This window comes from Falsihalocynthiibacter sp. BN13B15, assembly GCF_041205415.1.
Lineage (GTDB): Bacteria > Pseudomonadota > Alphaproteobacteria > Rhodobacterales > Rhodobacteraceae > Falsihalocynthiibacter > Falsihalocynthiibacter arcticus.
Map to the genome: position 1 here is coordinate 1 of NZ_JBGFCE010000023.1, position 21,839 is coordinate 21,839.

General features: G+C 49.5%; 17 protein-coding genes and 1 pseudogene. 8 read left to right on the forward strand and 10 right to left on the reverse strand.

Going from position 1 to position 21,839, the window contains the following annotated elements:
- Positions 1–291: 291 nt before the first annotated feature.
- Positions 292–2,193, forward strand: coding sequence for a calcium-binding protein (locus tag AB9F26_RS20980; protein ID WP_369769005.1), 1,902 nt, complete (start codon positions 292–294; stop codon positions 2,191–2,193).
- A 209-nt stretch (positions 2,194–2,402) separates the two neighbouring features.
- Here AB9F26_RS20980 and AB9F26_RS20985 read toward each other — a convergent pair whose 3' ends face one another.
- Together AB9F26_RS20985 and AB9F26_RS20990 are read right to left on the reverse strand one after the other, a co-directional pair.
- On the reverse strand, positions 2,403–2,642 hold the full coding sequence (locus AB9F26_RS20985; RefSeq protein WP_369769006.1) for a transposase domain-containing protein: 240 nt from the start codon (positions 2,640–2,642) through the stop codon (positions 2,403–2,405).
- Between the two features lie 41 nt (positions 2,643–2,683).
- A complete protein-coding gene (locus AB9F26_RS20990; protein ID WP_369769007.1) occupies positions 2,684–2,893 on the reverse strand; it encodes a transposase in 210 nt (69 codons plus the stop codon).
- A gap of 47 nt (positions 2,894–2,940) precedes the next feature.
- On the opposite strand from AB9F26_RS20990, the gene AB9F26_RS20995 reads away from it, so the two are divergent.
- Positions 2,941–3,942, forward strand: a complete 1,002-nt coding sequence (locus AB9F26_RS20995; protein WP_369769008.1) for a helix-turn-helix domain-containing protein — start codon at positions 2,941–2,943, stop codon at positions 3,940–3,942.
- Between the two features lie 132 nt (positions 3,943–4,074).
- On the opposite strand, the gene AB9F26_RS21000 is transcribed toward AB9F26_RS20995, so the two are convergent.
- The 4 genes from AB9F26_RS21000 to AB9F26_RS21015 all read right to left on the reverse strand — a co-directional run bounded on the left by AB9F26_RS21000 (position 4,075) and on the right by AB9F26_RS21015 (position 8,745).
- The gene (locus AB9F26_RS21000) at positions 4,075–5,232 is read right to left on the reverse strand and encodes a hypothetical protein (RefSeq protein ID WP_369769009.1); all 1,158 of its coding nucleotides are present in this window, start codon (positions 5,230–5,232) and stop codon (positions 4,075–4,077) included.
- Positions 5,216–6,745, reverse strand: a complete 1,530-nt coding sequence (locus AB9F26_RS21005; RefSeq protein ID WP_369769010.1) for a hypothetical protein — start codon at positions 6,743–6,745, stop codon at positions 5,216–5,218. The genes AB9F26_RS21000 and AB9F26_RS21005 overlap by 17 nt, the downstream gene beginning before the upstream one ends.
- Before the next feature lie 10 nt (positions 6,746–6,755).
- Complete coding sequence (locus AB9F26_RS21010) at positions 6,756–7,172, reverse strand: thermonuclease family protein (protein ID WP_369769011.1); 417 nt, start codon at positions 7,170–7,172, stop codon at positions 6,756–6,758.
- A 346-nt stretch (positions 7,173–7,518) separates the two neighbouring features.
- Entirely contained in the window at positions 7,519–8,745 is a 1,227-nt protein-coding gene (locus AB9F26_RS21015) for a tyrosine-type recombinase/integrase (RefSeq protein ID WP_369769012.1), read from the reverse strand.
- A 408-nt stretch (positions 8,746–9,153) separates the two neighbouring features.
- Here AB9F26_RS21015 and AB9F26_RS21020 point away from each other — a divergent pair, with 408 nt between their 5' ends.
- On the forward strand, positions 9,154–10,341 hold the full coding sequence (locus AB9F26_RS21020) for a tyrosine-type recombinase/integrase (protein ID WP_369757882.1): 1,188 nt from the start codon (positions 9,154–9,156) through the stop codon (positions 10,339–10,341).
- A gap of 378 nt (positions 10,342–10,719) precedes the next feature.
- On the opposite strand, the gene AB9F26_RS21025 is transcribed toward AB9F26_RS21020, so the two are convergent.
- The 4 genes from AB9F26_RS21025 to AB9F26_RS21040 form a co-directional block, all read right to left on the reverse strand.
- Positions 10,720–12,318: an arylsulfatase gene (locus AB9F26_RS21025; RefSeq protein WP_369769013.1), complete on the reverse strand. Its 1,599-nt coding sequence runs from the start codon at positions 12,316–12,318 to the stop codon at positions 10,720–10,722.
- Between the two features lie 37 nt (positions 12,319–12,355).
- Positions 12,356–13,264: a transporter gene (locus tag AB9F26_RS21030; RefSeq protein WP_369769014.1), complete on the reverse strand. Its 909-nt coding sequence runs from the start codon at positions 13,262–13,264 to the stop codon at positions 12,356–12,358.
- A 71-nt stretch (positions 13,265–13,335) separates the two neighbouring features.
- On the reverse strand, positions 13,336–15,702 hold the full coding sequence (locus tag AB9F26_RS21035) for a sulfatase-like hydrolase/transferase (RefSeq protein ID WP_369769015.1): 2,367 nt from the start codon (positions 15,700–15,702) through the stop codon (positions 13,336–13,338).
- 902 nt (positions 15,703–16,604) lie between these two features.
- Positions 16,605–17,489, reverse strand: coding sequence for an AraC family transcriptional regulator N-terminal domain-containing protein (locus tag AB9F26_RS21040; protein WP_369757870.1), 885 nt, complete (start codon positions 17,487–17,489; stop codon positions 16,605–16,607).
- 161 nt (positions 17,490–17,650) lie between these two features.
- Between AB9F26_RS21040 and AB9F26_RS21045 the strand changes: the two genes are divergently transcribed.
- The 5 genes and pseudogenes from AB9F26_RS21045 to AB9F26_RS21065 all read left to right on the forward strand — a co-directional run.
- Positions 17,651–18,565, forward strand: coding sequence for an aldo/keto reductase (locus tag AB9F26_RS21045; RefSeq protein ID WP_369757869.1), 915 nt, complete (start codon positions 17,651–17,653; stop codon positions 18,563–18,565).
- A 268-nt stretch (positions 18,566–18,833) separates the two neighbouring features.
- A complete protein-coding gene (locus AB9F26_RS21050) occupies positions 18,834–19,802 on the forward strand; it encodes an SDR family oxidoreductase (RefSeq protein ID WP_369757868.1) in 969 nt (322 codons plus the stop codon).
- 345 nt (positions 19,803–20,147) lie between these two features.
- Positions 20,148–20,369: pseudogene (locus AB9F26_RS21055) on the forward strand (ATP-binding protein); the annotation flags it as partial.
- Positions 20,370–20,516: 147 nt separating this feature from the next.
- Entirely contained in the window at positions 20,517–21,329 is an 813-nt protein-coding gene (locus AB9F26_RS21060) for a class I SAM-dependent methyltransferase (RefSeq protein WP_369757867.1), read from the forward strand.
- 71 nt (positions 21,330–21,400) lie between these two features.
- Positions 21,401–21,839 (forward strand): DUF1993 family protein (locus AB9F26_RS21065; RefSeq protein WP_369769016.1); only part of this gene is annotated, 439 nt, incomplete at its 3' end.

Below are 21,839 nucleotides of genomic sequence, written 5' to 3' on the forward strand. Positions count from 1 at the left end.
AATCCCATGTCGATCACTCCATATCTCCCTGACCAAATCCGTCAGGGTAGTGTGTTTACATGGGTCAACTCTCAGTGAAAATTTATGGGGCTACCGGGTCAGCTCTCAGTGCAAAACAACACGACATTACTTCAATGCCTCACCCAACATCGACATGATCCAGAAATCCGTCCCAAAGTCAGGATTGGCCAGAATTAAAAAGAAGTTGGCAGAAAATAGAAAGCGATCAGCGCCAACTCTGACTATCTCCTTATTTGAATTATTTAAAAACAAACTAGAAGGAGATCAGCAATGGCTTTCATCAACGGAAACCTTGGTTTTAAAATGTGGGATATTGGCTCTGGCGCCGGGGACCTAACATATGCAGATGGCAACACAATTGTCGTTCAGGTTGAAGGGCAGACGTTTCAGTACTCTGGATCATTTAACTACGACTACTATGGCAATATCAGTGGGACTATTACCGGTTACACCGAGTACAGCGGCAATACGCAAGTCGTAGAATTTAGTAACTTTTCTATCGACTGGGATCTCGCTCAAAATGCTCTGAACACGGGCAATGCTGATGCACTTATTGAATATATTGGTCGCGGTGCAGATACAGTCTATGGCTCTGACTATGCTGACGATATTGCTGGTTTTGATGGAGACGATAGCCTTCTTGGATTTGGTGGCAATGACACGATCTTTGGTGATGCTGGATCAGACGCCATTTCAGGTGGCTCAGGCAATGATAGAATTTGGGGTGGCACGGGCGACGATTTCATTTCTGGCGGCTCGGGTGCAGATTACCTAAACGGCGGGTCAGGAAGTGACGCCGCAAGTTATTTCGATGCCGCGCGAGGCGTGCGCGCCGACCTACAGTATAGTAGCAATAACACTGGCGATGCGGCAGGAGATACCTACGTCTCCATCGAAGATCTCGCAGGCTCAAAACATAATGATACTCTATTGGGTGATGGTGGCGGGAATATAATTTTAGGGGATGAAGGCAACGATTTCATCGCTGGCCGTGGAGGAAACGACTGGATCAATGGTGGCGACGGACACGACCGTCTAAACGGCGGTTGGGGCGCGGACCATCTCAATGGAGGCAACGGTATTGACCGCGCAGAGTACATAAATGCTACGTCCGGCGTTCGAGCTGACTTACGGTATTCAGGCACCAACTGGGGCGAAGCCGCTGGCGACACCTATTCTTCAATCGAGAATCTTTTGGGCTCGAACCATAACGATGTTTTGGCGGGGAACAGTGGTGCGAACACCATCGCGGGTGCCAACGGTAACGACTATATCGCTGGCCGCGGCGGCAACGACAATCTTTACGGCGGAAACGGACACGACCGCCTGAACGGCGGCTCCGGTGCCGACCATCTCAATGGTGGCTATGGTGTCGACCGTGCAGAGTATACCTCTGCTACGTCCAGCGTTCGCGCTGACTTACAGTATTCAGGCACCAACTGGGGCGAAGCTGCTGGCGACACCTATTCTTCAATCGAAAACCTTTATGGTTCGAACCACAATGACGTTCTGACTGGCAACAACGGGGTCAACTTGATCGCAGGTGCGAACGGCAACGACTATATCGCTGGCCGTGGCGGCAACGACAATCTTTACGGCGGAAACGGACATGACCGTCTAAATGGCGGTATAGGAGTTGACCATCTCAATGGCGGTGCAGGTATCGACCGTGCAGAGTATACCTCTGCTACGTCCGGCGTTCGCGCTGACTTACAGTATTCAGGCACCAACTGGGGTGAAGCTGCTGGCGACACCTATTCTTCAATCGAGAATCTTTTGGGCTCGAACTATAACGATGTTTTGGCGGGGAACGGTGGTGCGAACACCATCGTGGGTGGCAATGGAAACGACTTTATTGCTGGACGAGGTGGCAACGACAAGCTTTACGGCGGCAACGGAAACGATCAACTGCGCGGAGACGGTGGATCGGATGTTCTGAGTGGCGGTTTGGGTGCTGACACGTTTATTTTCAGCGCCAATTCAGGCAGTGATACGATCACTGATTTTGGCGGCGGAGATACTATTCGTCTTTCAAACGGAGCGGAAAATCTGTCGGATTTGAAGTTCACGGAAACAAACGCAGGACTTCTTGTCGAGTATGGTAGTGATAACATTCTCCTTCAGGGGCTTGGTCGGAGTGACGTGAATGCGTCAGACTTCGATTTTGTTTGAGTTCCTTAAGCCCAAGCACAGATATAGAAAAACTTGACTAAACAGTTACTTGAAAAAAAACAGGTCCGAAAAGGTTCAGTACGACGTTTGAAAAGAGGGTTAGATCTGTTTCGAACGTCGTAGGACATCTCAAAGGAAAGCTTTCGATGAGCGCCCGTTTTTCATAAAGAGTTATTTCGGAAATTCTCCAGCTGTTCGTAAACGGTGCTTCACTTGCCAAAGTTCCACGGCAGTAGTTGCGCAATAACCTTCTGCTTATGGCCCTTGACGATGGCAGTGAGGACTCTGGTTCTGTGCCTGTGCGGCTCGACTTTGTTGAGTTTGCAGGTCTCAATGAGCGGCGCGAACTTGGCCCAGTTTTGTGCGCCAGCTTCGTGGCCCGCGACGAGCGAGTTCTTTCTTTGCAGGGCGATGGGGCGGATCGTGCGTTCGACGGTGTTGCTGTCCATCTGATGCGGCCATCTCCGAGGAACAGGATCAACCCGTCCCATTATTTGGCAATGTATTTGAGCGTGTCACCAGTTGGGGATTTGGCAGAGACCTGCGTGCGGGCGTGATCCAACCATGTTTTGAAGACTAAGATCTTGGGCGCGCTTTTGGCATGGTCCAGCGCCAGTCGATCCTCGGCAGATGTGCCGCGGGCCTGCTTCTCGATCCGGTAAAGGGCTGCGAGCCACGTAGTTTTTATTGAGATTTCCATTTAGATTCGTATAGTCTCACATGTTGACTGAACATCCAGGAATTTTAATGGAATTTGATAAATCCCGATTAGTGCATATGATGAACGCGCTTTCGGCTGAGGCCAAAGACGAAAAACTGGTTTCAGTCGTTTTGGATAGATGTAAGTTAAGTAGAAAAGACATCGAGCAAGCAACAAATATTTGCACTCCCAGAACTGAAGCACAGTTCATCAACGAAGCGTGCAATGCGCTTGGCGATATTACGTTCGCAGCAAAAGCCGGATTAAGCTTTCGCACTTCTACTGGCATTGTGGCTTACATCAGCCAATACTCGAAGGATGTCGGCACTGGTTTTGAAAATATTGCCAAATTACTGGTTTTGAGCGATCCAACAACCAACTTAGTTTTGAATGTGTCTAGCAATTTTGCGTCCGTAGAATCCCACTTGGTTGATGAGAGCTTTGCTCAATTCCACCGACTCATAGAGTTTAAGGTGTTTGGGATACTATCGCGAATGCGCGCCATCACTCAAAAAAACTTCTACCCGATTGAAATAAGGTTCGAGCATCAGGTTGGAAAGTCAGAGAGCATATTTCAAAAAATCGCTGGGTTTCCTGTTGTTTTTGGAACGGAACAATCAGAGATTGTACTGCCAGTAACAACACTTCGCTTTCCAATTCCGACCTATAACCCTCGGTTGAATGAACACCTCCGTGCTTACGCCGAGAAGCTTGTGATGGAACGCAAAGAATCAAACCAAATGCTTCGTTCGCGGGTCGAAGGGGTGCTCACCTCCGCTTTGCCTGGAAAAATAATGTCTTCTGACGAAGTGGCCACAAGTCTGGGAATGAGTGCTAGAACGTTCGCACGACGCCTCAAGGACGACGGAGTTAGTTATCGTGAAATTGTCGATAGTTTAAGATGTAATCTTGCTAAAACATTTATGAAGGATGACATGCCTCTAGCTGGGATTGCGTATTCCCTTGGTTACGCGGATCAGGCTGCGTTCTCAACGGCCTTTAAGCGTTGGACTGGTATCGCTCCGAGCGGCTTTCGGCATCAAGCTTGATTAGCTATATCCTGACAATCCTTGAGGAACTTAGCGGCGGGCCAAAACTAAATATTCTGGATTCTCTGAGGGTCTAATAAGAACTTCTTTCCGGAAATTGTTCTCTATTTTTTTCTTGCTTGCGAAAACAGTTCAAACTGATTGGCGTACGACGCCCCATTTGACAAGTTCGCTGCGCGTTAAATTGTACATTTTGTTGGGTGGCGTCCGCGCGCCCGCGATATAAAACTCCTCTGAAACGCCCGCAGATGTGATTAATCCAATTAGCGTTGCCGAGGTCATTTGTGCTTCGGATTCATCGATAGTACCTTCGTCTGTGCGCCATTGGTGAACGCCGATACTACCACTCATAGAGACCGTTCTTTCTGTGCCTCCGAGAAACATAAGTGAGCATGCACTTGCGCATTCGCCGGTAGCGACAGTCTTCATTCCAGCATTGCGTATAGCTGAGAATCCGCGAATGGCTTCATCCACCAAACCACCTGGCGAAGAAAATTCAACTACGGATGCTCCCCCAGCAATTGCGGCGATGAGGTGATCAACGCTCTCCTCAGAGACTTCCGAGCTAAACTGATAAACGCCACTCCCCCCGATGCTCGCCTTGACGTTTGGATTGCCGTCTAGCCATTGGCACTCTTGGAATAGAGTATTGATATTGCCGCGAGTTAATCCGGTCGTTTCTAACATTTCCTCTGTAGGTGTAGATTCTATGGCGGATTGGTTCGGTTGGGAATTTCCAAGTTGTATACGAACATCAAGAGCGTCCACGGATGTATTAGTATAACACCAAGCATTCGAAAACATTGTATCCGTCTCTGTGGCAAAGTCATGACCGGCAACGACCTTGAACTCTTTACTGCCAATTTTTACAATTTTCTCTCGAAATAACGTGAAGTTTGTCGTTACAATTCCCCCGTCCGTCGAATTAGTGTCTGGGACAAATGCAGGCGGCCAGTTTGGTGCGGGAACTGGATTTTCTGAAACCACCTCTATTCTAGTTTCGACTATTCGCTCGGGTATAGCTGAGAGGATCAGCCACCCAGCAAATCCAATTGCAACAACGAAGAGAGATAGTGCAGAAAAAACTACAAAAACCTTGCGGCCTTCAGAATAGAGAACTGTTTTTCTGGCGTCAGCTTCAGCAGCTTTTGAAACAGCTTCCGAGGCAACATGAACCTCGCGGGTTCGTCGTGCCGAAGCTTCGCCAATCTCTTTGGCTGGTACACGAATCTTATCCGATATGGATTCGACCATCTTATCCAACAAATGGGTATCATGCTGCTCGCGCATAGGTCTTCTCCTTAGATTTAAGATCGGTTTCGGAAATATCCGCCAACTTGACTTCGGGTTTGGAATAGTCGGCCATCTGCGCTCGAAGTTCATCCGCAGCTTCCTTTGGGAGGGCTTGCAAAATTCCATCGATTGCGTCGTCAAAATCATCACCGATTGGAATGGGTACATATTTGTACTTTATGATTGGAACTTCCACTTCGACGATTTTTTCCACTTCTTTCTCGACGATCACTTCTATTGGCACTTTCTTTTCAATGATCTTGGGCTGGATTCCGCGAGTGCGGAACCATTCCGAATACATCGCAACACTTGCCCCAGTAAGTGCACCAACAATTCCCAATATTAGGCCGAAAATTGCCCCAGTTCTTTTCACTTGGTCTTCACCCACCTCGGATGCGCCTGAGCCATAGAAAAATGCGGCCCAGCGATGAAGTTGTGAGATCTCGGATTTTTCGTCAATGGCACGCTGGGCTTTGACAATCTGTTCTTCAAGCGCTTCAATTTGTGTAGCCCGAGCCTTCGCGGCATTACCTGCGGCAAGTTCATCGTCAATCCGAGAAGACGCCCGTTGATCGGCTTGCTGTTCGAAGGTGTTCAATTGCTCTTGTGCCGATTTCAGTCTAATTTCCGCAGCCTCCAAGATGGCGACGGCCTCCGGAGAGGGGACCGTAATTGAGGCTTCGATGTTCGTGTTTATCTTGGCAATGGAGTCATCGAACTTTGCGCGTTCCTCGTTCACAAATGACTGCCGTGCGGGCATGTCGCGCATACGCCGGTTAAGTTGATCGCGTGTTTTTGCGTCGATGGCACCATCTTTTAGGCGTTCATTTATCCATTTCTGCTCGTCGATCCAAATCTTGTCTGCTTCGTTTCCAGCTTGATTTTGTTGATCGAGAAGGCTCGACAATTGAGTTTTTAACTCCTTGGTTTCTTCGCTATCGAGGTTATCACGCGCCCGCTGCGCGGCATCCGCGGCTCTTGCGACGACGTCACGTTGATCGGCAACGCGTTTTTCGTCCAACTCCGCGACTCGTGAACCATCGGTTTCCCCTGACAACTCGGTCGTCAAAAGCCGTTCTTTGTCGCCTTCAAGTGCAATTAAGTTGCTCTTAGCCTCAACCACGGGCTTGGTTGTTTCATGCGCATACCGTTCATATCCGTTAAAGATCGTTTCAAATGATATGAGAGAGGCCAGTGCCAAGCCCGCAAAAGGCAGCATTTTACGCCAGCCTTTTGCGTGGAAAACAACGGTCGCTGCTGGAATTTTAGCGAGTTCAACCACAGCCAAAACCACAAACACCCCAAAGACTGGGAACATTTGAATATACCCTGATCCCTCGGGTGAAGCGGTGGCTTGAGCAAATGCAATTCCCAAACCAACGGTTACGAGAACGATTTCAATTGCCCAAGCCAATTTTTTAAGGCGAGAAGCGTAGGTCTGATTATAAGCTTGGGTCTCCGTGTCCGAAGCATTGGCTTCTTCAACGTTTGATCTGTCTACAAAAGTCATTGTGCAAATCCTAGTAGCAGTATTTCGCTTGGGGTAGCTTTGCGCGGATGCCGCTAGGTTCAAGTGACCTGTAGCGCCCCTTTGAAAACCGCATGCAATCCAATGCGGCGCCTGCTCGAATGACTTCGGCGGCTAAATCTCTACCATCTAGTGTGTAGCATACGCCAACCATACGGTCGTACGTCACATCACCAGTTAATTCGCAGTGAACATTTGTTATGCCGACAATCGAGCTAAGGGTGCTGGTTGCGAAGAAACCACCCGGCTTGCTTTGTTCTGGGGCATCGATACCTTCGAGCCTCACTTTGATGTTCCCAACATAAAGCGTGTCACCATCGATGACTTTGGCTTCCCCAACAATAGGCGTTGCAAACGCTGGTATTGCGATGAAGGTGGTGGCCATTAGAATTGACAATACTTGTTTCATATTTTCCCCTCGTTAACTTATTTTTAACGTATGAGTTTGCGGGGACGCAGACTTTTGAAAATGAGACAAACGCTTTTTAGTTTCTGCCAAAAAGCCTCAAATTTTGAGTTTTGACCAAATGACATTCCTCGGAAAGAGTTGAAGTCGGTGAGCCAGAGACTCAAACATCCTCGGAAGCGTTTGGTTGTGCTGAACTGTTTTGCGTAACCAGTAACGAATTTTGAACCGACCGATGGGAGAAGTTTGCTTCAATGATTTGAGAAGCGAAGGTAACAAAATGACAATTTCCAAACCAAACCTCTAGTTTGAGGCTTCACTCAATTCGCCTAAGGAAATTTCAATTGGTTTATTCTGGAATCGACATTTTTCCATTCAGTTTAACTGCTTTTGAAGACTTTCCTGTCAATATTTCCGCCCATTTATCTAAAGCTTTTGCTCGCTCCGGCAATTGAGTCGATTGATTATAGACCCTCGCAACGGCACTGGGAGCGGAGCCTGTCGCTTGATGATTTTGAATTCTATCGACTATCGTTTCAGGCACCCCAGCTTCTGCTAGAGCTGTTGCCATTGCGGTTCTGAAATCATGTAATCGCCAGGGTTTAAAGTCATTACCCAAGAGTGAATCAAGATGGCTTTTCATTTTTGAGATACCTGAAACAGGAGTTTTGCCCGTTGTGCTAAAGACGAATTCACACTCGGTTCTAGCAAGCGTTTGCAATTCTTTTAGGGCAGGCAGCGAAAGGTGGGTGATTTGTGGCTTGCCGTTTTTTGTTTGTGAGCCCGCTTTAATGATACGAGATTTGTCCATATCTACTTCTGCCCAGCGTAACTTGATGATTTCGCTTCTGCGCTGGCCAGTTAAAAATATTAGCCGTAGAACGGGCCCCCACAATGCGCCCATCGAAAACGACGCATCCCAGATTTCACGAATTTCCTCAACAGTTAGGACGCGCTCGCGGGCGGTTTCCTTTATAGCTTTTGCGACGCCTGCGCCAATAGGCTCAGCCAAATAGTTGCGTTGCCAAGCCCAGTTACTGAATGCAAGAAAGGCAGACCTAATCCGGTTTGCGTAAACTTTTTTTCCTTCCCTGTTTTTCGCATCGACGGCTTCCTGTAGGTCTTTCCGAGAAAGGGCTTCAATTGGTTTGTTGAGATGACTAAACAACGCCGTCTCTAGCTGCCGTTTGCGTTCTTCACCTGTCCGCAAGTTTGAAAGGTGTAAGTCCCAATAAAAATTGATCACCTCCTGAACAGTCAGTTGACTGGCGCGTGCCTCTTCAAGAGCAAGCTGTTCGTCCTGAGCTATAGTGACACGGTCAATTCCTCTTGCAGCTTCCGCTTCAATCTCCAAAGCCATTGATCTTGCTTCAGCAAGGGAAACAGTAGGCCAAGAGCCAAACGTGTGTTTGCGTTTTAGTCCGCCCTTTACCCGTTTTTCGTACATCCAGCTCGATTTGCCCTTGGGGGTAAGTCGAAATCGCAACCCGCTCCGCTTAGTGTCAGAAACCTCCAAGCGCCCAGTTTCGGGCGGATTCAGGCTGCGCAAATACCGATCGTTTAAGTTGATTTTCATGGTATTTCTTTTCTGGGGGACAGTGGGGGGGACAAATATTGCTGGATTTGACTGGATCATACTAGACAAGTGTAGATGAAAAGCTTCTACAAAACAATCGATATTTTAGAAAAATGCAATTAAATTAATGTAGTAGAGGGATTGTATTGGACAAGGTTGGACGCGATTGGATGAAGTAGTGATTTTGAGGTGCCTCGGATTTGTAATCAGTAGGTCCGCGGTTCGAGTCCGTGTGGGGGCACCATTTTCCAGTTTATTAAAGTCCAGTGACATCCGATTGAAGCTTGTTTATAAGGGTTTCTAACGATTTGTTGTCCTATCCCGTCCAATCGTGTGCGGCTGTATCCTGCCTAAAAGGGGGGTACTTTGGGGGTAGGGGTAGATTTAGGAAAATTGGATACCCCCAGCATGGCGCTTACAGATGTAAAGATAAAGAATCTAAAGCCTAGAGCGAAATCTTATAAAGTAAGCGACTTTGATGGTTTGTTTGTTGCTGTTCAGCCAAGCGGCTCTAGGCTCTTTCGATTTAAGTATCGGTTGGATGGGAAAGAGGGGCTGCTTTCATTCGGTAAATATCCCGATGTTTCGTTGTTGCAAGCAAGGCAAAAGAGAGACGATGCACGAAAGCTAGTTGCGGCTGGAATTAATCCAAGCTTGGCACGACAAGAAGGTAATGTGCTTCGACAGCAGGAAAACGCGAATACCTTTGAAAAGATAGCTGCACTCTATTTGGCCAAGATCACGATAGAAGGCCGAGCGCCCGCCACTTTGAAAAAAGTATCGTCCTTTATCGCCATCGCGAACAAGGATTTCGGGCGCTTACCGATCAATGATATTTCATCAGCAATCGTTCTGAAGACCCTGAAAAAGAGTGAAGCCAAAGAACTCTACGAAACCGCGCATCGCATTCGATCCACTGTCGGCGCGGTGTTTCGCTATGCTATCGCGAACGGGTTGGCCGAAAACGATCCAACGTTTGCATTACGCGATGCGCTTATTAGGCAAAAAACCAAATCACGCGCTGCAATAACAGACAAAGATGCACTTGTTGGATTGCTGCGAGCAATCTCAGGTTATAATGGGCAAAACACCACACGTTTAGGATTGGAATTGCTGGCAATCGTCACAACGCGCCCCGGAGAATTACGCTTAGCTGAATGGGCAGAATTCGATTTTGAAGCGAATGTCTGGAAAATTCCAGCCGAGCGAATGAAAATGCGCATTGAACATGCCGTGCCGTTGCCAAGACAGGCGATTAAATTATTGTTGGAATTGAAAGAAGAGACAGGTCATGGGCGGTTGCTTTTCCCATCTACCCGTTCATTTCATCGCCCCATCAGTGAAAACACCTTGAACGCCGCATTGCGCCGAATGGACTATACTGGCGAAGAAATGACTTCGCATGGATTTAGGGCAACATTTTCGACTTTAGCCAATGAAAGCGGCCTTTGGCACCCCGACGCAATCGAACGTGCTTTGGCACATGTCGAACGAAACGAGGTGCGTCGTGCTTATGCACGTGGGGCGTTTTGGGAGGAGCGTGTGAAGATGTCAGAATGGTGGGCGGAGTTTTTGGACGACTTGCGAGCAGGATAGAAGTCTGCGACGTTACCTGCAGGTCTAGAAATGCCGCCATGGTCTGTTACTCAAGCGTTTGAATTCTGGCAGATATTGCGAGATGCAAAAACGGTACTTCCGGCCCAAACCTGCCACTCAGAACATTTTCAAATGCTGCGGTGCAGTCCACCGAAGCGGACATTGACACGTTGCCGCAGCATTATTAGGTCGCTAGGTCTGCCAAGCGGACTTTGCCGCCCTACGGCTTTTCTGCGCAAATGTCGGCTTTCAGGAAACCGTTCAATAAACGGTCCTTTTTGGGAGAGGCCACATAACAGATGATTATGCGCAGAAAGTTGATAGCCGGTGATTGTGGAGAGCAGCAACATAAGTGCTCTTCACATGACTGGTTTAAGGTCAATTCAGTCCAATATCTTTGGGTGGAAACTGCTTGAACGTTGCGCCATGCGCCTTCATTTCCGCGCCCATTGACGCCTGCCAAGCATTCATACGGTGACCAACGGCATAGCTCTCTTTGGGGTCTATATAGAGGTTGAAAAGCCATGGAGCCAGAGCCGTATCGATAAGTTTAGCCATATCGATCCAGAGCATACTTGCATCTGTCTCTACAATTTTCGTGTGCGATTTATATTCACGCATCCGCATTGCAGTAAGGCTTGATCCTAGCCAAAAATAGATATTCTCGCGAAGGGATTCACCCTGATCGGTGAGAAGGAAGGATGTTTGGTCGATCCCGTCGTAATACCGATCATCTGGGAGGTTCTCCGTTCCAATACCTGCCAAAGTAAGGGATGTATCAAACAAATCCATGAGATCGAACAGACCATCCGAAACACGTCCAGGCTGAATTACACCCTTCCAATATGCGATCCCTGGCACCCGAACGCCACCTTCCCAAGTGGTGCCCTTCGCGCCGCGAAACGGGGTATAGCCACCGTCTGGCCAGCTATCCATTTGGGGGCCGTTGTCGGAGGTTACAAAGATAAACGTGTTCTCTAGCTCGCCAGCATCCTCAAGCGCCTGAACCACATCCCCGATGTAGGTATCAACTTCGACGATGGCGTCTTTGTACGGGTACTTAGAAGCACTCGCACCGCGAAACACCTCCGAGGGCCAGTTGTCGGCGTGGACCTTCATGAACGCGTGCGTCAGGAAGAAGGGTTGATCATTTTGCGCCAACTCGGCGATGCGTTTGACGGTATAATCGCGCAGTTTCCCGTCGCCTTCGGCCATATCCTGTACAGATGAGACTTTTTCTACGACTTCTGTCGTTCCGTCTTTAAGGCCATAGGTCAAGGTATCGTCCGCACCGATATCATTATAGCGTTTGAGTTTGTCTGGGTCATTGACAAGATCAGGGTAACGGTGTGCATCAAAGGCTTGGATGTATTCTTTCTGTGCGCGGTAATAGCCATAGAATTCATCATAGCCGATGTCGTGGGGGCGCATGCCCTCGCTTTCGCCAACGTGCCATTTCCCGACCAATAGTGAGTAATAGCCGTTATCCGAAAGAGCGCCGGGTAATGAAACTTCACCCTCCCACGGATTTTGCGTGATTTGATCGCCAGCAAGAATAGGACGGATCAGTCCCGTCCGCACAGGTAGCCGTCCAGTATGTATCGCAGCGCGTGTTGGCGTGCAGGTGTATTGCGCGTAAGTTGAGGTGAGCTTTAACCCTTCTCGTGCAAGCTTATCCATATTTGGAGTCGCCGCGCCAATAGCCTCCCCGCCTCCAAAAGCGCCCGGATCGCCATATCCCATGTCATCCACAATAAAGAGCAAGATGTTTGGTTTCTGTCCCGAACGCTCCTCGAAATCTGCGAGGATTTGTGCGGCTTCTTTGTCCTGTTCTAGGCGCGGGATAGCAGGCTGCCTGTTACTGCTTTCCTGCACTGCACGAGAAAGGGAAGACAAGGGTGGCAGTGTCGCGGCTTCTTGAGCCATGAGCGGCCCTGCGAAAAGGCTGACCACAAAGCCGGTGAAGAGTTTGTTCATGAATTTCTCCCTAAAAGCGCAGAATTGGATTGAATGACTAAAATGCGTAAGTCGCGGATAGCATGAATAAATCGCCTTCTAGCCGGTCTTTTGAATCGATATCAAACAACGCTTTTGCAATGATGCCCACACTCTTGTCGCCAACAGGCAAGTTGAACTGAGCAGAGGGGCCAAGCCCCCAACTATAGGCTTGAAAATCCGATGCATTTTTTGGCCCAACCAACGTACCAGAGTCGCTTTCAACTTGGGCGTAATAATAGCCGCTCAGTCCAAGAGCGGTCTTATTTGCGAAATGTTTGGCGAAAGTCCAATCGACGTGTGTTTCATCGCCCGTTTTGTAATTTGTCTCTGGGTTTTCAAAGTTGTATTGGTAGCCTGCGTTTGCTGAAACTTCCCAACCCGTTGCTGGATCAAACCACGTATAGTTACCTACAAAATCCAAAGTCCAATAATTGCGACCTGTGTTGAGTTTTGCGTTTGGGTTATATCCGCCGGTTGGGGCATAAAATGCGCCTTGGAAGGTAAAGTGCTGCTTTTCTCCTGTCCAGTTGAGCAAAACAGGGGCCACATACAAGTCGGACAGCCCGGAAACGTCGCCGCCGGTTAGTGCATTGCCCCCGCCGATTGTGGCCGCTCCCGAGATGTCAGCATTGATCACATAGGTGGCGGCCATCGAAGCACCGTATCGTGCCCCAAAGAATTCCTTATTGGACAGATAAGAGAGCTTAAGGGTGTTAAGCCACGCTTTCTCGGTGGCCTCTCCCGTAACAACGCCGCCACGTGGGTTTACACCCATACTGTAATCGAAATACCAAAGATCATTCCGTACGTACCAGCCAGCGGGACCAAAGACCCCCAAAAGAAAGTCGTTGCGCGTCCCTGGCACATAGTGACTGCCTGCGCCTTCACCTGCTTGGGCGACACCGCCCACGCAGAATGAAGCCATTACAAAACCCGCCACAGTCGAACGCTTTGAATAAGAAGTCATCATGATTTTGATACTTTCTCTAAGAAAAACTATTTATTCTGGATTGTGACGGATGAAATGGTGCCACCAAAGGTGTAGGGCCGCTTCTCTGCATAAGCTGTTGATACAGGTGACCCAAGGTCCGTCCCAACATCAAAAGTTTCTGTCGCCGTGAAGGCCGCAGGAACCGTGCGTTTGACCGTGGTCTCGGCGACCTTATCGCCATCGACAGTGATGACGACCTGTGCTGCACCGCCAGGTTTGTCGATTTGGGTATCAATCTCAATACTGTGTTTTCCCGCAGCTAAAGGAGCGTCAGTCTTCACCAAATAATTCTCGATAAGCAACATGTTATATTCGTAAACAAGGTGCCCTTCCTCAAGATAAACACTCAATCCGCCTCCTGCGCCGCCGACGGCATAGAGCACACCATTTGCGCCATCTTCCATCTCGAGTTCCACATTCACAACAGTGCTTTCTCGGCCAATACCGGGGGCGGTAAATTCGGGCATACGATTGGTATTCTGCGTGAAATTCCAACTGCTGTATTCAGTTTTTACCCGATCTTCAGGGTGAAACCGCAGCCAGTTTCCGGCGCCTATTGGGAAGTCTTTATTGTCTTTAGCGACCTTCAGGAATTGTTCCTGCATCTCCTTAAGTTTTTCGGGTTCTGCACTCGCCAAATCATTTGCCTGCGAGAAATCATCATCTAGCTTGTAAAGCTCCCAAACATCATTGGCCGAGTCCCAATCAGGAAGGGTTTTCGATGAAGCTGATGTATCCCATGGGATAAGCGGCCCAAATGTCCCCGCGAACCAGCCGTCTTTATAAAGGCCACGACTGCCGTTGTTGTCAAAGAACTGTTCTGTCTTCTGACCTTCGGCATTGGCACCGTCAAAAGTGTAAGCGAGGCTTGTGCCGTCGATAGGCATTTGGTCATAGCCATTCACAACTTTTGGCACTTTGATATCCAATATATCGTAAATTGTTGGTGCGATATCAATGACATGATGGAATTGCTGACGCATGCTGTCATCTGGTTTGATATGCCCCGGCCAAGATACAACCATTGGGTTGCGGGTTCCGCCAAAATAGCTTCCCATGAGCTTCGTCCCTTTAAAAGGGGTGCTGCCTGCCCAGGCCCAGCCTGCGTGATACATATTATCGGTCTTTGGGCTTCCAAGAACTTCAACACCGCCGATTTTTTCCAACGCTGCCATTTGGTCTTCGACGGTATTTGCGATATTGTTCTGCGCCAAAAGCTCACTGATAGAGCCTTTCTGACCCTCCGCAGATGAGCCATTGTCCCCAAAGATATAGAAAACCAATGTGTTGTCGCGCAAGCCGCGATCCTCCATTCCATCCAATAGGCGGCCTACTTGGGTATCGGTATGTTCTACATAACCTGCAAAAATTTCCATCAAACGGGTTTGGAACTCAAACTGACCTTCAGGAATGCTATCCCATGACGCGAGCGTTTCATCGCGCTCAGTAAGTTGCGTACCCTCAGGGATAATTCCTTGTTCTAGCTGCCGTTTAAATGTGCGCTCGCGATAGGCGTCCCAACCATCATCAAATTTGCCCTCATACTTATCTGCCCATTCAGGGAATACATGGTGTGGACCATGTACCCCGCCTGGGGCCCAATACATAAAGAAGGGTTTGTCAGGATCAAAGGCGCGGTAGTCATCAAGCCACGTCAGGGCTTTGTCAGCCAAATCTTCAGTGAGGTGATAATTTGGATCTTCTGGCGGTTCAATGTGATCATAGTTTTCAGTGAGCCTTGGTTCCCACTGGGAAGTCTCGCCACCCAAGAAGCCATAGAAATACTCAAAGCCATAACCATTTGGCCACCGATCTTTGGGGCCAATGGACGTGGTTTCAACCGCTGGCGTGTTGTGCCATTTGCCAAAAGCAGCGGTGTGATAACCGTATTGCTTTAGGATTTCGGGAATGGTCGCGGCTTCCTTTGGGATGATCCCAGTGTAGCCATCAAATGCCACTGCGCGCTCCGCGATTGTCCCTGAACTGACTCGTGTATGATTGCGGCCAGTTAACAAAGCCGCTCGTGTTGGAGAGCAGATGGAAGTCGTATGGAAGGTTGCATACTCAAGCCCTTCTTCGGCCAGTTTTGCAAAAGTCGGCGTGCTGACTTCGCCACCAAAAACCTCCGAAATACCAAAGCCTACGTCATCCAATAATACAATGAGGATGTTTGGCGCATCATCCGGCAAAACTTGCGCTTGGGCAGGCCATTCCATTGTCGAGTCCTGCAAGCGCTGCTTTGCCTCGCCCGCCATTGGGACAGGAGGGAAGGGCAAAACAGAACCGTCATTTTTGTGCTGCGCATGAACGGATGTTGCAGCAAGAACAAAGCCGCTAAGTCCAAGAATAAGACGTAAGTTTTTCGAGACCATGATAAATTCCCTAAACTGAAAGTCTCCGACAGATTGATCTCGAAGAATTTTGACACCGATTGACTATAGCGAAATGTGCTGTCGGTGGATTTTCCACAGGAAAATTTTAACACAGGTTTAGTTTCCAACAAGAGAAAATAAATAGCGTATTGCCAATTTGGACCTGTCCCGTTTTCCGCCGCCCAACTCGCCTCATTGGTTTATCCATAACACCGCTTAGACGACGCTTTCTGGAATTCTGCACCGGCAGATTGGGTTCCCGAATAACATCGTTAGATTGGGCGTAGTAGGCATACCACCCCGCTCAACAAACGCTCGTTTTTGGCACAAGTGAAAAACGACCTGATTTTCGGCTGCCAAAAACCCCGTTCAAAACCTACGCAGTTGTTGCAGGCTTTTGGCCCACACATGGTAGCAGACATTAGCTGCATTGCAGAAAGTCGGTAAAGATGGGCTTATTCTGTTGAAAAGCTCCAACACCAAAAAAATGCGCTAAAAATTCAGAACATTGTTCTCAGGGAAGGGTCTTTAGCAAATACAGTTTTTGAGGAGCACTGTTCGCGGGAAGGTGTTCTACAGCTTTGGCCGTTTGGGGCAAAGCGTCGAGTTTTTCAACAGAATAGGCTCCTTGCTGACTTTCGCTGCGTTTGCACATTGAAAAAACTGGGTCACAGCCCCGAGTGTCCGCTTTCCTCAAGTTGCCTAAATTAGTTTGCGTGTGCAGCGAATGACCGTTTTCCGCCCTTAGTGTCGAATGCTGCGGTCGCATAAAGGTCTCGAGCCTAGCTCTAGCATAGATGTCGCGAACGGCCCTAAGCGGACCTTCGCCGATGCCGCAGCGAATGACTGCTGCGAGCCCAAATAGACATAATTGATGTAACGCAGCGAATGTCTGCTCCGCACTACGAATGCACCAAGTCGATGCGCATTATTTCTTTGCTCGGTGCCAGGCCAAACTTGCGGGTATAATCGCGACTGAAGTGTGTCGGACTTTCATACCCGAGCTTAAATCCCACCGCAGAGACGGTGTTTTGCCCGCTTTGCAGCAGCTCGCGCGCGGCGATCATCCGCAAGTCCTTTTGAAATTGGAGCGGAGTGGTTCCCGTTACCGATTTGAAGTGCTCATGAAAGGATGACTGGCTCATCCCGGCAGTTTTGGCCAGTTTTGCAACAGCGAGCGGCTCACGAAAGCCTGCTCTTATCTTCAAGATTGCTTTGCCGACGCGACTGGCGTGACTATCCACGGAGAGCAGGTTGCGCAACATTCCTCCGATGGGCGATATCAACAGGCGAAAATGAACTTCGCGTAAAATCGCGGGGCCAAGCACCTTCGCCTCCAGCGGCTTATCCGCCAACGATAGATAGCGGCCAAGCGGTTCTACCCATGAAGGATCTGCAGGCCCTGCGGACAAGGATCGTGCGTTTGGAACCTCGATTACGGTTTCGCCAACCTGTTCATACAGGCTGCGGATCGCTCCCAAGTCAATTGAGAAGATCAAGGCAAGATAAGGGATATCAGGACTGGCCAGCGTGATCTTGGATAGAACGGGAAGATCATGGCTGACCAGCAGCGCATCCCCAGCCCGTAGCTTGACAGATTGCCTCCCAATTGTCGTTTCTTTGGCCCCTTGTAGGATAAGACAGATGACAGGATTGTAGACGACCGCCTCCAACGCGCTGACTTCTTCCTTGCGCATTACAAAGAGGTTCGGCAACGTTGTGTCCGGTTTTATGCCAATATTGGTCAAATATGTTGCGGCGTGGTTTGCAATTTCATTGAGCTGCATGTCAATCTCCTCGCGCCATTCCATAGCACGCACTGACTTCGGGCGCACCTATAACAATAATGTTTTGGAGGAATAGGCATGCGCAATAGAGAATTTGGCAGGCAACGCCCCATCTTCGCGGTTAGGATGCCCTTAACGCTACGCCACAACTGGAGACGATCATGACCACCATGCAGCAAACTTTTCGCCTGAACGATAATACAGCAATCCCCGCCGTGGGCTTTGGCACGTATTTAGTGTCAAATGATGACGCTCCGGCCGCTGTGAGTTCCGCTATTTCAAACGGGTATCGCCATATCGATACAGCAGCAGCTTATCAGAACGAAGAGGCCGTCGGCGCAGGCATCCGCGCTGGGTTGGAGGCGACGGGACTGGCGCGCGATGCGATTTTTGTGACCGCGAAACTTTGGCCCGGCAATCCGGCATGGGGCGACACACCAAAATCACGCGATCAGACAGTCGCCGAATGTGATGCAAGCCTTGCAAAGCTTGGACTGGATTACGCCGATCTCTACCTCATCCACGCCCCTTATGGCGGGCCGGAACGTATCGCCCAATGGCGCGCACTGCTTGAGTTAAAGCAGATGGGCAAAGCCCGTTCTATTGGCGTGAGCAACTTTAACCAAGGCCACCTCGACGAGATCAAACAGGCCGGTCTGCCGATGCCTGATGCGAACCAGATCGAACTGCACCCATGGTCCCAAAAGCCAGAGTTGATCGCCTACATGGCCGAAAATGGGATCGCTCCGATTGCATACAGCAGCCTTGTCCCACTTTCGACATGGCGGACGCAGGAGGGGCAAGACAGTGCTAAGACCGATGCGATGAAGGCGGATGGATCGGTGTTCACTCAGATGGCCGAAAAATATGGCGTATCCGAAGCGCAGCTTCTTTTGCGGTGGGGCGTGCAAAACGGCTACGCCGTCCTACCCAAGAGTCTGAACCCAGATCGGATGCGGCAAAATATCGACCTTGCAGGATTTCAAATTGACGACGCAGACATAGCGTCCATCAAAACAATGGATCGTGGAGAGGGTGTCGCTTGGGCGACGGGCGATCCAAGCACGGCCGCGTGACGCCGCTTTGCACCAACGTCCGCTCTGCGGGGCAATTTCAACCGGTCGCTGCGCAAGCCCCAATGACAGGCTTCGACCCCAAAGCCGATTTTGCTCTTCAGAGTTGGCACTGCGCCTAAACGTTCGGAGGTTTAGGGAGGGCTTTCGGATTATTTGACGCGCAAGCTCGTCCTCGACTTCTTAAACTCGTCGGTAAGGCACGCACCAGGTGGAGCGCGGAGAGCACTTGGCCGAAAACAAGATAACCAATGCAAACGGAGAAATAACAATGAAAAACGACAATGAAAAATTAGACTCAAACGAACGCGTCGAGAGCGCAAGTCGTCGATCGGTCTTAGTTGGAGGTGGCGCTGCGACAATTGCTGCTGTTGCTGCGGTCGCAGGAGGATCAACACCCGCGCAAGCGCAAACTGGACGAGAGATGGAAGGCAAAACGGCCTTTGTGACAGGCGGTGCTCGTGGTATCGGGCTTGCCAGTGCAGATATGTTGGCACAATCAGGTGCAAACATCGTGCTGTTTGATATTGCTAAAAATCTGCCAGAAGTCGGCTACGACTTGTCTTCAGTTCAAGACCTTAACAATGCAAAGTTACAGATCGAAACACATGGAGTTGAGTGCCTAACAATCCAAGGCGATGTGCGGGATCGCGCAGCATTGACAAACGCAGTCAATGAGACGGTATCCCGCTTCGGCTCGCTGGACCACGTACTTGTCAATGCCGGCATCACACAAGCTGGGCCCCTCGAGTTTCTCGATGATGATCTCGTGCAAACTGTAATGGACATAAATGTCACTGGGGCGTTGCGTACCATTCAGGCGGCGACCCCAGTCATGAGAAAGCAGAAATCCGGAAGTATTGTCGTAATTTCGTCCATCCTGGGGCGTCAGCCCAATGAATGGTACGCAGCATACACTGCATCTAAATGGGCTGTGATCGGAATGGCGAAATCGGCTGCTCTTTCGCTGGCCGGTGACGGAATAACATGCAATGTGATCTGCCCGTCGCTTATTGATACGCCTCTGTCAAGATCACTGATACCAGCGTTCTCTCCGGAAAATCCGACGTGGGAAGCCGTGATCGAAATTATGTCGGCGGCACATCCGCTGCCCAAAGCGGTGTTTGAACCAGAAGACGTCGCACGTATGGTGAAGTTCTTCGCAAGCGATGGTGCCAAGTTTATCACGGGTGAGGTTTTCAACATTGATGCAGGCCTAGGGGCTCGCGGCATCTCGTAACTACGTTACTAATGTCTTGGAGGTGGTCATTTTTGGTAGCCTCCAAGACTCAAGCGGGCACGGTTAGAGAAAACTCCATCCACTTTGGAAGTCATTCGACCGACTTGGGGAGTGGAAAGAACCTGGTGGTCATGCGGCGATTTTGCAGTGAGAAACTAGCTGCGTCATGTTGCTCAAATCTAGCACGTAAGTGCTGTTCGGTCGATACACACATGTAATTTATTCAAACGTAAAATTAGTGGACGCGCGCGATAAATTCGTTCTGCATGCAAACGCAAAGCCCCGTAGAGGCCTCTGCATTCATGTGCGGCAATGCGCGGTCGCTTCCGTGGGAGGTCAGGTGGCCTCTATGAGCAGACCAGCGTCATCATAACAACCAACCTCAGCTTCTCGGAATGGGCCCAGGTCTTCGGAGATGCAAAGATGACTACGGCGCTTTTGGATCGCCTCACACATCGTTGCCACATCCTGGAAACTGGCAACGACAGCTACCGCTTCAAAGCCAGCTCCGAGGCCGCAATGAAAACTCGAAAGGAAACGACCGCATTGACCAAAAATAGACGCTGATACATAAACAAAGGTGGGTCATATCTCGGTGAAAATACCGGGTCAGCTCTCAGTGAAAATCAACAGTTAACACTGTCTTTTTGCTTTGCGTGATGTAGGCTGAAAGGCGAGGTCGCAATCTTGCTGCCTCTTATTAGGGAGACGCAAATGACGACGATTAATGGTCAATTCGTTGGAACCATTCCGGATTTTTATGATACGGGACTTGGGCCTAATATCTTTTATGACTATGCTGACGATCTGGCTGCGCGAGCGGGTGCCAAAGGCGCACGTCATGTGCTCGAACTCGCAGCAGGAACCGGTATATTAAGTCGACGGCTCCGAGATATCCTGTCGCCAGACGCACGCCTTGTCGTGACTGACTTGAACCAGCCGATGCTGGACCTTGCGAGCCTCAAATTTTTACCCACCGAAAATGTTGAATTTTCCGAAGCTGATGCAATGGACCTTTCGTTCTCCGATGACGAGTTCGACATGATAGTCTGTCAATTCGGGGTTATGTTTTTTCCCGACAAGCCTGCTTCCTACCGCGAAGCCGCACGGGTCTTGAAACCGAACGGCCACTATATTTTTAATACTTGGGGTCCAATGTCGGCCAACCCTTATTCGCAAATATCTCATGAGGTTGTAGCACAATTTTTTCCTGAAAATCCGCCGGGGTTCTACAAAGCACCATTTTCATATGGCGATCCTGCTGATGTGATGCGTGATCTGAGAGCTGCCGGTTGGCAGGATGTACAACACGAAAAAATCTATTTTGATAAAGAGATTTTAGATCCTGAGGCTTTCGCAAACGCGATGATCCACGGAACGCCGATGGTTGATGAAATTCGACAACGTGGCGAGGTCAACCCACAGGATGTCGTCGATCTCATTCTCGAACGGTACCATGATCGTTTTGGAACCGGACCAGCAATAATGCCGTTGCAGGCCACTTCGTTTGTTTGCCGCGCACCTTAGGTCTGGGCCCTTTCTCAGATTCGCCAATCGCCGTAAGCGCTTCATTATCAAAAACAATAAAAGGATACCAAATGCCATTTTCCATCTATCAGGCGTCCGTGCCCGTCTACGTCAAGCTGCTCGCTGGTCAAGTGGGCATGATCGACAAGGCTGTGTCCGATGCCGAAACGAGGAAGTTTTCTCCCGAAACTCTGTTCACGGCACGCTTAAATCCAGAGATGTGGAGTTTTTCCGAGCAAGTGAAGGCGACGACAAATCATGCGTTTCGCGGTACAGCCCGACTAGCTGGCCTCCCATTCCCTGAAATCCCCGATGCCGTCGGAACTGAAGCAGAAATGAAAGCCCGCATCGCCGCCACCGTCGCGTTCATACAAAGCGTTGATAAAGCGTCTGTGGATAGCGGTCATGACCGGGAAATCACTTTCCCAATGGGCAATGAAACTGCCACGTTGACCGGAGTTAATTATTTCCTTGGGTTTACACTTCCGAATATCTATTTTCACCACACTA